The 13675-nt window shown below is 31.8% G+C and carries 11 protein-coding genes, 1 pseudogene and 1 CRISPR repeat array; all 12 genes and pseudogenes read left to right on the top strand.

Features of this window, described 5'->3' with window-relative positions; genetic code table 11:
- The first annotated feature begins 12 nt into the window (after nt 1–12).
- The 12 genes and pseudogenes from cas1 (at nt 13) to HORE_RS07865 (ending at nt 13673) form a co-directional block, all read left to right on the top strand.
- Entirely contained in the window at nt 13–990 is a 978-nt protein-coding gene (cas1, locus tag HORE_RS07925; RefSeq protein WP_012636453.1) for a CRISPR-associated endonuclease Cas1, read from the top strand.
- 4 nt (nt 991–994) lie between these two features.
- Nucleotides 995–1285 carry a CRISPR-associated endonuclease Cas2 gene (gene cas2, locus HORE_RS07920; protein WP_012636452.1) on the top strand — a complete coding sequence of 97 codons (291 nt, stop codon included), beginning with the start codon at nt 995–997 and terminating at the stop codon, nt 1283–1285.
- Between the two features lie 9 nt (nt 1286–1294).
- Nucleotides 1295–1891, top strand: coding sequence for a CRISPR-associated protein Cas4 (cas4, locus tag HORE_RS07915; RefSeq protein WP_012636451.1), 597 nt, complete (start codon nt 1295–1297; stop codon nt 1889–1891).
- Nucleotides 1892–1913: 22 nt separating this feature from the next.
- Nucleotides 1914–2600, top strand: coding sequence for a CRISPR-associated endonuclease Cas6 (locus HORE_RS07910; RefSeq protein WP_012636450.1), 687 nt, complete (start codon nt 1914–1916; stop codon nt 2598–2600).
- Between the two features lie 198 nt (nt 2601–2798).
- Nucleotides 2799–4368: direct repeats of the CRISPR family, unit length 37 nt; unit sequence GATTAATTGATACATCCAGCATAAGAAGGATTGAAAC.
- Between the two features lie 99 nt (nt 4369–4467).
- Nucleotides 4468–5632 (top strand): annotated as a pseudogene (locus HORE_RS07900) (IS3 family transposase).
- A 247-nt stretch (nt 5633–5879) separates the two neighbouring features.
- Nucleotides 5880–6746, top strand: coding sequence for a type III-B CRISPR module RAMP protein Cmr1 (gene cmr1, locus HORE_RS07895; protein WP_012636449.1), 867 nt, complete (start codon nt 5880–5882; stop codon nt 6744–6746).
- A 4-nt stretch (nt 6747–6750) separates the two neighbouring features.
- Nucleotides 6751–8781, top strand: coding sequence for a type III-B CRISPR-associated protein Cas10/Cmr2 (gene cas10 / locus HORE_RS07890; RefSeq protein ID WP_012636448.1), 2031 nt, complete (start codon nt 6751–6753; stop codon nt 8779–8781).
- Nucleotide 8782: 1 nt separating this feature from the next.
- On the top strand, nt 8783–9964 hold the full coding sequence (cmr3, locus tag HORE_RS07885) for a type III-B CRISPR module-associated protein Cmr3 (RefSeq protein WP_012636447.1): 1182 nt from the start codon (nt 8783–8785) through the stop codon (nt 9962–9964).
- Complete coding sequence (gene cmr4, locus HORE_RS07880; RefSeq protein ID WP_012636446.1) at nt 9965–10942, top strand: type III-B CRISPR module RAMP protein Cmr4; 978 nt, start codon at nt 9965–9967, stop codon at nt 10940–10942. It abuts the gene before it with no gap.
- Nucleotides 10935–11348 (top strand): type III-B CRISPR module-associated protein Cmr5, encoded by a 414-nt coding sequence (gene cmr5, locus HORE_RS07875; protein WP_012636445.1) that lies wholly within the window; start codon nt 10935–10937, stop codon nt 11346–11348. The genes cmr4 and cmr5 overlap by 8 nt, the downstream gene beginning before the upstream one ends.
- The gene (cmr6, locus tag HORE_RS07870) at nt 11311–12441 is read left to right on the top strand and encodes a type III-B CRISPR module RAMP protein Cmr6 (protein WP_012636444.1); all 1131 of its coding nucleotides are present in this window, start codon (nt 11311–11313) and stop codon (nt 12439–12441) included. Before cmr5 ends, cmr6 begins: the two co-directional genes overlap by 38 nt.
- A 17-nt stretch (nt 12442–12458) precedes the next feature.
- Nucleotides 12459–13673 carry a putative CRISPR-associated protein gene (locus HORE_RS07865; protein WP_012636443.1) on the top strand — a complete coding sequence of 405 codons (1215 nt, stop codon included), beginning with the start codon at nt 12459–12461 and terminating at the stop codon, nt 13671–13673.
- Nucleotides 13674–13675 lie beyond the last annotated feature (2 nt).

The following is a 13675-nucleotide window of genomic DNA, read 5'->3' as shown; positions in this document are numbered from 1 at the left end:
GGTGATAGATTGATGCAGTTGGTTATCAACACATACGGTAGTTACCTTCATGTAAAACAAAAATCGTTTGAAATAAAGACTGAAGAGGATAAAAAGAGGGTTTCTGCTAAAAAGGTTAGTTCAATATTAATTACCACAGGTGCTGCCATCAGTACAGATGCAGTTAAACTGGCCCTGGAAAATAATATTGAAATACAGTTTCTGGATGAGTTTGGTTGTTCGTTAGGAAAAGTCTGGCACCCTAAACTTGGTAGTACTACTTATATTAGAAGGAAACAGCTTGAGCTGGCAGAAAGTGAAGAAGGTACTGAACTGGTAAAAGAATTTATGCTTGATAAAATAGATAATATGATTAACCATTTACATGATCTGGCTATAAAACGTTCTAAATCAAAAGAGAAATATATAAATAAGAAGATAAAAGAGATCTGTGAATTGCGTAATAAATTAGAAAAAGTTACAGGGTATATTGAAGATGTAAGAAATACTATAATGGGGTATGAAGGTAATATATCCAGGAAGTATTTTGCCAGCTTAAGTTTTCTTTTGCCAGATAGATATAAGTTTAATGGCAGGAGTTTCAGACCTGCTGAGGATGAATTTAATTGTTTGCTGAATTATGGTTATGGTGTATTATATGGCAAAGTAGAAAAAGCATTAATTATTGCAGGGTTAGATCCTTATGTTGGCATTCTACATACTGATGGTTATAATAAAAAGTCTTTTGTCTTTGATTTTATTGAACCCTACCGACACCATATAGACAGAGTAGTAATGAAGTTATTTAGTAGAAAAAAAATCCGTAAGTTACATTTTGATAAAATTCAGGGAGGATTAACTCTTAACGATGAAGGAAAAAAATTGCTTCTTACAGAATTAAATGATTATTTTGATAAAAAAATTAGATATAAGGGGAGAGAGATAAAAATTAATAATACGATTCAGTATGATTGTCACTCCCTGGCCAACAGAATTATAGAGGAAGGTTGATAATATGTTGGTTTGGTTTATTTATGATATTGTTGAAGATAAGCCACGCAAGAAAATAGCAGATAAGGCCATTGAACAGGGTTTATACAGGGTACAAAAATCGGTATTCCTGGGGGATATTGAACCTAATCTTCTGGATGAACTACTGGTATATGCAGAAGAGTTGATTGACCCTGAAAATGACTCTGTCTATGCCTTCCCAATGTGTCAGGAAGATTTTAAAAAAGTAGAAATTATTGGACAGGCTTTTGATAAAGCCATGGTTAATGATAAATTGAATAGTTTTTTTATGTAGGTGAGTGGGATGGTAAAAGTCAGTAACATTAGTTTAACTCCTTCAGAGGTTATGGAGTATTTATACTGCCCCCGGTTTATATATTATATGTCATATTTAAAAATTCCACAACATGAAAAAAATCGGTTTAAGGTTATGATGGGTCGTGATATGCACAAAAGAAAACTTAAGATTAATAAAAAATATCTTCGAAAAAAGATAGGGGTTAAAAAGAAAATATTGGATAAAAAGATGTACTCAAAAAAACATAATATACATGGGATAGTTGATGAGATTTTATTCCTGGAAGATGGTACAGCAGCACCGTTGGATTATAAATACGCAAAATATAAAAAGAGGACTTTTCTCACACATAAATATCAGGCCGCCATGTATGGGTTAATGATTGCTGATATTTATAATATTGAAGTTAACCGGGCCTATATTGTATACATCAGGAGTAAGAACCTATTGAAAGAAATTAAACTGGATACAAAAATATACAGTAATGTTGGGAAAATAATGAAAGAAATAATATCAATTATCCAGAAAGGGTATTATCCAGATAGAACTAAATACAAAAGAAGGTGTTTTGACTGTACTTATAGAAATATTTGTATAAAATAAACCCAACAGGAGTTGATTCGAGTTGGAGTTAAAGGTTGTTCAATTAACATATGATCTGGAGGAAGATCTGCCCTTAAGTTATGGTCATAAACTAAGGGGTTATTTTGCACACGAATTTGAAGAAGTACTATTTCATCAACATAAAAAGGACGGGGGCTTAAGATATAAATACCCGTTAATTCAATATAAGATCATTAATAATAAACCTGTTATTATTGGATTAGGTAGTGGTGGAGATTTAATTATTGAACATTTTTTATCTATAGATAAAATTGTACTGGGTGATAAAAAGTTCCTGAATCCTTCTGGAAAATTAAAGGTTGATTCAATAGAGTTAAAGGTAAATAATAAATATGATATGCCACCATATAAATATAGCTTTATATCACCCTGGTTAGGATTGAGTCAAAAGAACTATAACATATATAAAACTAGAATAGAAGGAGGTACTAAGGATGAAAAAGTAAAATTTTTAAAAAAAATAATTACTGGTAATATTTTAAGCTTTGCTAAAGGAGTAGGTTGGTGGATAGAAGAAAGTATTATTACAGTTCCCAAACTGAGAGAAATTCCTGTGAATTTTAAAAATCAAACGATGATAGGTTTTGTAGGTGAGTTTTATTCGAATGTATTTATTCCAGAATATATTGGTTTAGGGAAGTCTACCAGCAGAGGTTTTGGTACCTTGAGGCGTGAAAAAATAATCTAATTCTGAAGGAAAATTATTAGTGCATAAATATACGAACTTTGACAATTAAATATATATTAATAATTGAACTGATTAATTTTTTGCGGCATTTTGCTGATATTACTTTAATATGAATAATTATAACCATGATTATTGGAGAGTTATGTTCTAGAAAAATACCTTAGATTACTGTTATATAGGTAATTTTAAATTAAAACGGATTAATTGATACATCCAGCATAAGAAGGATTGAAACATTATTCTCAAGAGGATTTGGCAAAGATCATTGGGATTAATTGATACATCCAGCATAAGAAGGATTGAAACATGAATCGCCAAACATAACAGATGCTTCAACAGAAGATTAATTGATACATCCAGCATAAGAAGGATTGAAACTTAAGCAAACCTGATAATTGGAAAGTTAATATTAAATTAATTGATACATCCAGCATAAGAAGGATTGAAACCTCAAAAACATCACCCTTCTAAAATAATTGTGCTATGCGATTAATTGATACATCCAGCATAAGAAGGATTGAAACTATTTTTATATTTTCTTTTTCTTCTGCCGGTTTTAGGATTAATTGATACATCCAGCATAAGAAGGATTGAAACGAGACTGGTTATCGAGATTGGAGGAGTTCTATGCTAAGATTAATTGATACATCCAGCATAAGAAGGATTGAAACGTGTTGACTGATCCGCCTTATAATGCTAGTGTTAGGATTAATTGATACATCCAGCATAAGAAGGATTGAAACTGATAGCTTTTTCCCCTAGTTTTACATTCTTTCCAGGATTAATTGATACATCCAGCATAAGAAGGATTGAAACCCACGAATAGGCTCAACATAAGTACCTGCTTTCAGAGATTAATTGATACATCCAGCATAAGAAGGATTGAAACATGATAGGTTGATGACTATCAAACAAATCACAAATAGATTAATTGATACATCCAGCATAAGAAGGATTGAAACTTTTTTGTAAGTGGGCCAAAACAATCACCCCTTATTGGATTAATTGATACATCCAGCATAAGAAGGATTGAAACCAACCAGCTAGTTACGATTTGACTTTAGGTAATCAGATTAATTGATACATCCAGCATAAGAAGGATTGAAACCAGTCCGGCGCCATCGCCAATTCGGCCACCACTCCAGATTAATTGATACATCCAGCATAAGAAGGATTGAAACCCCTCAAATGGGAAGATTCAGAAGCTACCGAATGGATTAATTGATACATCCAGCATAAGAAGGATTGAAACTCTGAAGATATAAGGTGGTTTTCAATAGTTAATCTAGGATTAATTGATACATCCAGCATAAGAAGGATTGAAACAATGCCCAATAGTTAAATTGGGGTCATGAAAAAGGTTGGATTAATTGATACATCCAGCATAAGAAGGATTGAAACTAACTACCCTGATATCGAAAAACGGTATAAATCGGGATTAATTGATACATCCAGCATAAGAAGGATTGAAACAGCGGGTCTTTTTTCCTGGTAAATTGTCCGGTAGGCGGATTAATTGATACATCCAGCATAAGAAGGATTGAAACGATTAAAAGGGACTTTCTAAAGGATTTTCAGGTTGAGATTAATTGATACATCCAGCATAAGAAGGATTGAAACCTTGAAATAAAGGAGATGTAAGTGTTGCAACATATAAGATTAATTGATACATCCAGCATAAGAAGGATTGAAACACAGGGGTATATATGGCAATAACCTATTTTGAGGAGGGATTAATTGATACATCCAGCATAAGAAGGATTGAAACTTACCTCATATTTGGCAAATTCCTTTATCTCTTTTTGACCTTCCCCCATTTGTCGGACACTGGGTTTAGGTATATAATTAACCCAGGAGGTGCCCCATAATGGGAAGGAAAAAATATTCAGAAGAATTTAAAAGAGAAGCTGTGGAACTTAGTTTTAGCTCGGATAAATCTTGCACAGTTATAGCAAAAGAACTAGGTATAAGTTATCATAATCTAATCAGATGGCGTAGGGAATACAAAAACAAAGGTGACTTAGCTTTCCCAGGCAATGGTAAACAAAAGTTAACCCCTGAACAGGAAGAAATTCAAAGACTAAAAAAAGAATTAAATGATATAAAAATAGAGCGTGATATATTAAAAAAAGCAGTGCGCATCTTCTCAAAGGAACCGAAATAATATATGGTTTCATCCGGGATCACAGTGATGAATTTACTGTGGAAAGGATGTGCCAGGTTTTAAATGTATCCCGGTCAGGATATTACAGCTGGTTAAGTAGAAAACCTGGTAAAAAACAGCTTACAAATGAAAAATTAAAGTTAAAGATTGATAAAATATACTGGCAGAACAGGGGAAGATATGGTAGTCCCCGGATACATAAACAGCTTAAAAAAGATGGTTATTATTACAATATTAAGCGTATTGAACGGCTAATGAGAGTAATGGGATTAAAAGCAATACAGAAAAGAAAGTTTAAAAGGACAACTAATTCTGACCATAATCTCCCTTCAAAAAATAATCTTCTCAAACGTAATTTTAGTGTTACCCAACCTAATAAAGTCTGGGTATCAGACATAACATATATTCCAACAAAAGAAGGCTGGCTTTATCTTTCAGTAGTGATTGACCTTTACTCTCGCAAGGTAGTAGGTTGGTCAATGGACAAGCATATGACAAAAAGGTTAGTGATTAATGCATTGGAAATGGGCATGCAAAATCGTAATCCTTCTAAGGGATTAATTTTTCATTCTGACATAGTCAATATGCAAGCCATGATTTTCAAAAAACACTGTGGAAATACGGTATTATTTCATCAATGAGCCGTAAAGGTGATTGCTGGGACAATGAAGTAGCTAAAAGTTTTTTCGCAACACTAAAAACAGAATTGATTTTCCACAACAAATATCAGAGCAGGGCTCAGGCAAAGTGGGATATATTTGAATACATAGAGATTTTTTATAATAGGATTCGATTGCATTCTTCACTAGATTATAAAAGTCCGGAAGATTACGAGAAAGAGAGTAAAACATCTAAACTATGTGACTAATTTATTGGGGGACCCATGTTTAGTTTACCTATAGACAGGATACTCAGTAGGAATTATATGTAAAAATATAAGTTGATAAGCAGGATACTTATATTATTTGGCAAAATATAATAGTAGAGAGTATATAAATATAATAAACGTGTAAAAAAAGTAATTTTTTGTTGGTTATGTTGCAATGAATAGATAAAGTCAAAAGGTGATATATTTGTAAAAATACAGTCAATAGATTAATTGGAGGAGGTTATAAATGTATAATATAACTTATAATTTAAAAATTGTTACCCCGGTATATTGTAAAGGGTCTGATAACAGAAAAGTGGAGTTAAGACCTGCTAGCATTACTAGCATTAAAGGAATGATGAGATATTGGTTTAGGGCGTTGACTGCTGAAAGAGACCTAAATGAATTACATAAAAAAGAAAATAAGATTTTTGGAAGTACTAAAAATGCTTCAAAATTTGCAATAAGAATTAGAGATATTAACCTAATTAATAAAAAAAATAACTTAGAAGATTATTACTTGCTTCCCCATAATGAAAAAAAACGTAATGAAAACCCTGTGCCTATTAAGGTATTAAAATCTGGTCTTTCTTTTAATCTTGAATTTATATTTAAAAGTTTTGAAGAAGAATTAATTGATAACGTTAAGGATGTGTTTACCCTTTCCCTTCTTCTGGGTGGTGTAGGACAGCGGTCTAGAAGAGGATTTGGCAGTATAAGGGATAAAAACTGTAAGTTTGATAACAAAGAAGAACTTTTAAAAAAAATTGCAGGTATTTTACAGGATTTTGGAAGGCAGGTTGAAGTTAAGGATGGAGAATATATTAGGGTTGTTGATAATCAAAGGTATTCTTATCCTGTAATTAAAGAAATTTATATAGGCAAACCAGAAGCAAATTTTGAAAAAATGTTAGAAAAGATTGGACAGGCTTCAAAAAAGGATAAATCTTTGGGAAGCATTAACCCTACTAGGATGGCTTCCCCTGTTTATGTAACAGTAGTAAAAATAAAAGACGATTATTATCCCCTTATTACGAAACTAGAACCTATTTATCCTGAAGGGATTGAAGGCAATGTTGAAGTATTAGAAAAATTTATTGATGAATTGAGGTGAGATTGTGAAAAAGATATTTAAAGAACACCCTTTATCAGGGGAACAATTGATAAAAACTTTTGAAGACTACATACCTGAGATAAGTTTGAAGAATAAATCATTAGCTATTTTTACAATAGGACCGGTTCAATCTTTTATATCTGCGGCTAAGAAAACTAAAGAATACTGGGCTGGAAGTTATTTGCTCTCATATTTAATCTGGCAGGCACTAAAACATATCATGGAAGAAAGCAAAGAAGGTGAAAACAGTATTATTTATCCCTATTTAAAAAATCAGCCTCTTTATAAAGATTTAAGAAATGAAGAGATTACACTACCTACTTTACCCAATCGCTTTCTGGCAATTTTAGAAAACAATGAAGCAGAACAATTATTAGAAGAATGCAAAAAAATGGTTGAGAATAAACTTTTGGATATTGCCATTAATCTTTTCAATATCAGTAAGGAAGATAAAATATATAAACAGCTGGAAGAACTACTTGAAATATACTGGGTATTATTACCTCTGGAAAAGAGCAAAAAAACAGAAATAGAAAGATACAGAAGTTTAACTGGCATGGAACCAGCAAATGATATTTCGCATTATTCTCTGGTAACATCTATTATTGAAGAATTAATGGGGGCTCGTAAAAATATTAGGGAATTTAATTATATAGAAGAAAAGGGTGTTAAATGCTATATCTGTGGAGAAAGAACTGGATTTGAACCTGGAATCATGAATATTGAAGATGAGAAGAAAATCTGTGGAGTCTGTGGTTTAAAAAGGAAGTTCAGTGATTATTTAAAAACAGAATTTGGAATTGAAATTCATTATCCGTCAGTAATTGATATTGCCACAGCCGATTATAAGGAAGAACTGGTTAGCAGTCTGGACAAAGATGAGTTAAATCAGTTATTGAATTATATGGATAAGGAGTTTGGTAACCAGGATTACCAAATGCCCGAATTGGTTAATGGACTGGTAGGAGATGTTAAAAGTAAGTCTCCGGAGGAAAAAAAGGTATTAAAAATAAAAGGAACATATTTTGACATTGAAGGTAATGAACTTAAGGAAAGTATAAAAGTAAAAAAGCTACTTAAAAAGATTAATAAAAAATATAATCTTAAATTAAATAAATATTATGCCTTGCTTTATATGGATGGAGATGACATGGGGAAATGGGTAAGTGGTGAGAAGTTAAAACATAGAGAAATGACTCCAGAATTTCATTACCTGATTAGTAAGTCTCTTACCAATTATTCTTTAAAGTTTGTTAAAAGGATTGTTGAAGGTAAAGGACGCAGGGGAAAATTGGTTTATTCAGGTGGTGATGATGTAGTAGCTTTTGTCAATTTAAAAAATCTTTTTGAAGTGCTCAGGGAGTTAAGGGGTTATTTTTCAGGTAATGTATTTGATAATCAAGTTAATTATAAGGCCAGTGATGGAATTATACGAGAAAAGGGAGAGGACATATTAACCCTGGGTAGTAAAGCAAGTGTCAGTATGGGTATTTGTATTGCCCATTATAAAGAACCCCTTCATTTTGTTATTAAAAATGCAAGGGCAATGGAGAAAAAAGCCAAAAAACATATTATTTCAGGGAATCGAAAGAAGAATGCCTTTGCCATTGGATTAATTAAACACTCCGGTGAAACAAGGGAAGCGGTCTCAAAATGGTTTTATGATGATGGAGAAGATATAATTGAAAAAGGGATTAAGCCTCTGCTGAACTTAATTCAAAAAGAGCATATTAGTCAAAGCTTTATATATACATTAAAAAACGAAATGGAGTTATTGGAAGGTCTAGAGGCTGGTGATATTCTGGATGATGAAATAATAAGATTAATGAAACGGAAAATTACTGTAGATGAAGATGAGGAAAAAGAAGATAGCAAAAGAAAGAAACTGCAAAAACAGACTGAAGCCAGTTTGAAAGTCTTACAGCAGATTTATAAAAATAGATACTGGATTGAGGATAATAAAGAGCCGAACAATATCTACAATTTTATTAATTTACTGGAGATTATATTTTTTATAGGTAAGAGAGGTGAATAACTTGCAGGTAACTGTTAGTCCGCTGGATGTATTATTTTTTAGGAATGGGAAACCTTTTGATGCTGATGACAGTCCCATAGGTGAAACTATAGATATGCCCTATCCCTCTACTTTTTACGGGGCTTTCCGGAGTAGAGTGTTGCTGGATAATAGCGAAAGATACTTTGAATTTCTAGAGGGAAAAGCAGGGGAAATAACTGAAGTAATTGGAAGTCCTGATTTTAAAGGTTCCCTTAAAATTAACTTTTTTTCTTTGATTAAGGAAGATAAGGTCTTTAAGGATATTTTATTGCCATTACCGCAGGATATGGTTGTGAAAAAAGGGGATAAAAGTTCTGGACTGTTACATTTAAGATTTGTTTCAAAAAAAAGCTGGATTAAAATGAATAACTCTCTTTCTCACCTTTTAATTAATCCTGTAAGCAAACAGGTGGAGTGGCCCGGACCAGCTTATATTAAAATAAAAGATCTTGAATATTATTTGAACAATGAACTTGAGGATGCAGAAGTAAAAGTCTTCGATAGAATGAATGATATTTTCGATAAAGAGTATCGAACAGGGATAGAAATAGATAATGTAACAAAATTAGCCAAGGAAAAAAAGCTGTACCGAAGAGAAGTATTGAGATTTAAAAACAACAGAGATAAGTCTTATAGTTTTTTTCTTGAATTAACTGGAGATAAAGGACTGCTATCCGAAAGTGGTTTATTAAAATTAGGGGGTGAGCAAAAGGCAGCAGAGTATAGGAAAGTTAAAGATGTCAGTAACAAAATAGAACTATATGCTTCAACTAAAAAAAGAATTTTAAAAAGCAAAAAGTTCAAAATTTATCTTTCTACTCCGACTGTCTTTAAAAGAGGATGGTTACCTGAATGGATTAATCCTGATGACTTTACAGGCAAATTACCTGCAAGTGGTATCAGGGTAAAGTTATTAACTGCAGCTGTAGGAAAACATAAAATAGTGAGTGGCTGGGATATGGCTAAAAAGACTGACAAAAATAAAAGGGGTAAAGCAAAAACAGGTTTTAGGGTAGTACCTGAAGGTAGCCTTTATTATTTCCAGATACTGGATAAAAAATTTGATATTGAGGAATTAATAAATGAATTACATGGACAATCTATTTCTGATTTAAAAAGCAAAGAAGGTTTTGGTATCTCATTTATAGGAGGGATTAAGTAGATGTATAAGGAAACTGCAATACTTGGTTTATACTGTGAAACTTCTGTACATGCAGGGAGTGGTAGTGATTTAGGTGTTATTGATTTACCTATTCAAAGGGAAAAATATACTGACTATCCTGTGTTTCAGGCCTCTACATTAAAAGGTGCCTTGAGGGCAAGTTTTGATACAGAAATAGCCATTGTTAATTCTTTAATGAAAGGAGTATTTAAAAGTTTTTCATTTAAAAATGCCAAAGAGGGTGAAGAAGAACTAGAAAAAGCTATAAACCTTGTTTTTGGAGATGAAAGCAATAAATCTGCTTCAGCCCTGGCTTTTACAGATGCCAGAATACTATTGTTTCCCGTAAAGTCAGCTAGAAACGTTTTTGCCTGGATAACTTCACCAATGGTCTTAAACAGGTTGAAAAGGGATCTGGAAGTAGCAGGGATTAATGTCGACTGGGAAGCCCCCGAAATTAAAAAGGATGCGATTATCAGTGAAAAATCCAGTCTTGATATAGATGGAAATATTATTCTTGAAGAATATACCTATAGTGTTAATAAACAAAATATAGAGGGAATTACAAACTGGATAAGAGATAATATTTTTGCAGAAGATTATACTTTCTGGAGGGACAAATTGGAAAGTGACCTGGTAATAATTGATGATGATGAATTCAAGGATTTTGTCAGTATGTCAACAGAGTTAGTTCCCCGTATCAAAATTAAGAATGAAACTAAAGTGGTTGATAAAGATGGGGGCGCTCTCTGGTATGAAGAGAATTTACCGCCAGAAACAGTACTATACAGTCTGGTTTTGGCCACCGATATTTTAAGAGAAGAAAAAGATTTAGAAAATGAAGACCTTAAAAAAGCTGAGAATGTAATACAATTTTTTGAAGAAGGACTAAAAGAAAGAATACAGCTGGGGGGAAATGAAACCATTGGCCGGGGAATCATTAGAACCAGGCTTGTAAGGAGTGGTAAAAATGGGTAAAAAAGATGAACAGGTAAAAAGGAAAGAAATTGAAAATGGAAGAGCTAAAAAGGCTTATGAGTTTGTAAAAGATGTGAAAGGTGATAAATTTAAAGAAAAATATAAATCACATGTAAAAAAATTGGCCCCTTTGATCAAAACTAATGGTCTGGGAAATACAATTGCCTTTATATATTCCAATGATGAAGCCTATCAGAAGATATATAAACAGTTGGAATACTGGTTGAAAGAAGAAAAAGAATTAATAAATAAAGATACTCTATTAGAAGAAGTTGTTTCAACTGATAGCAAAAATTATAGGCAGTTAACTAAAGAAACCCTTGCTTTATTAAACTGGTGGAGAAGATTTGTTGATGGAATGATTGAAGATGAAGGAAAGGGGGAGAAGAAAGATCAGCAGGCATAATTTTAAAGAAGGGGATATTGTTGAAGGAAGAGTAACAAGGATAAAACCTTATGGTGCCTTTGTGCGACTTGATGAAAAAAAGAAAATTGATGGGTTGATTTATATATCAAATATTGCTGATAAATATGTTAAGGATATAACAAATTATATCAACGAAGGGGATCAAATTAGAGTAAAGATAATTAATATTGAAAAAGATGGGAAAATAGCTCTTAGTTTCAAATATAAATCTTACATACCAAATGATACTAATAAAATTATTAAAAAGACTGCTATTGAAAACTTCTACCTTCAGACTAATTATTATATATATGACTTCGATGAAAGTGATAAAAAAGACATACTTGCAAACCTAACTAAAAATCAAAATCAGTTTTTTTCAACTAAAGAAATAAAAAGCTTCTTAAGCAGGCAGGAAAAACAAATCAGCTATTTGTCCTCAATAGGATATAGTGTTGATAATTTTGTAATGACTAATGATTATAGAATGGTTGTTGGTTTAGGGGGAGCAAATGTACTGGAAACCAATTTAATGTTACATCATATTTATGGAATACCATATATACCTGGAAGTTCATTGAAAGGACTGACCAGGGCCTGGGCTGTTGAAAAATTGAGGGAAGAATTAGATGTTAAAAGTTATGAAAAAATAGAATCTTTACTCGGAGAGGAAAAAATAGATGTAAAAACACTGGATGAATACCAGATGAATCAATTTGAAAAATATCGCTGGATTTTTGGAACGAAAAGTCAGAGTGGTAATGCGGTCTTTTTTGATGCTTATCCGGAGGGCAGAATAAATATAGATATCGATATCATGACTCCTCATTTTAAAGAATATTATCAGGAAATGGAAACGACGAAGAAAGTCAATAATCCTCCTGATGACACTCAAAGTCCAGTACCTATTCCCTTCCTGGTATTGGATAATCAAATGTTCAGGTTTAGTGTTGCTGTTAAATGTAAGGAGTGTGCGGGAAAAAGAGATAACAGTTGTGAGTATTTGAACCTGACTGTTAATTTGCTCAAAGAAGCTTTGAGAAATTTAGGTGTTGGTGCTAAAACCATGGTTGGCTACGGGTATTTTGAGTAAGGAGATGAAATATATTTATGAAAAAAATATTAACTACTGTGGGTACATCATTATTAACACATTTAAGGGAAGAAGAAGAGATAGGCAAAAGTGAATATGATTATTTTCTTGATAATAAGGATGATGTAGATAAAGTTTATTATGATAGGAAAGGAAAGGACAAAATACATAGGTTAAAGAAAGTAGCTTTAAATTATTTGTCAAAAAAGGATATCAACAATAATGAAGATTTAAATAATATGTCAGCTGAATTAAAAAGCATTAAAAAAATAATTGAATATAAAAATATCAAACAATATGAGATAATATTTATATGTAGTGATACTCTTGCTGGTAAGGTTGTTACAGATATACTAATGGATTATATAATTGAAAGTAAATTTAATTATACAGATATTAAGACTAAATTGATTAAAAAATTACAGGTTCAAAATAAAGCCCGTTTTGAAAAAAGTGGTGTACATAATCTTATAGAGTATATTAATACAATGGTTAATAATACAGGTAGTAATAATTTAATATTAAATATTACAGGTGGATATAAATCTGTTGTTCCTTATATGACTATAATGGGATATGTAAATGAAATTCCAGTATATTATATATTTGAGGAGACAAATGAACTGATAGAATTACCTTTAATACCTATCAAAGTTGATGAAGAATTATTTAAAAAGTATATGTGCGAAATACATCAAATTATGGATAAAGGTGTTATTAATAAAGATCTTCTTGAACAAATATTGAACAAAGTTGATTGGAATGATAAACAACTAATTAAAACGAGATTATTACAAAATGATTTACAGGAACCAGATTATTATTATCCTAGTCCAATAACAAGGATTTTTTGGGAAAAATTCAAAAGCAATTACATATTTAACATTGAATTATCTGACAGTGCCTACGAATTTTACAGTAGAAAAGAAGAACGTGCAAGATTTATTCTGGAAAAAGTTAGTGATTACGACTTAAGAAAGAAACATTATCATTATATAAAAGGAACGGATATGGATTGTTATAAATCAGGAGGAGAAGAACTTTTTAGAGTATTTTATAAAGTTTATGATAAAGAGGATAGAAATGCTATAGTTAAAGTGGCTGAAATATTTGATCTGGCACATAAGACAAATGAATATGATAATTTCTGCAAAGCACCTCGAAATTCGAATGAGTATCAGTTTAATAAATGTATTATTAAAAAGAGTAATAAATCAATTGAGAGGTGTTAATA

This window comes from Halothermothrix orenii H 168, from assembly GCF_000020485.1.
Taxonomy (GTDB): Bacteria; Bacillota; Halanaerobiia; order Halanaerobiales; family Halothermotrichaceae; genus Halothermothrix; species Halothermothrix orenii.
This window is presented reverse-complemented; position numbering and strand designations above follow the sequence as displayed.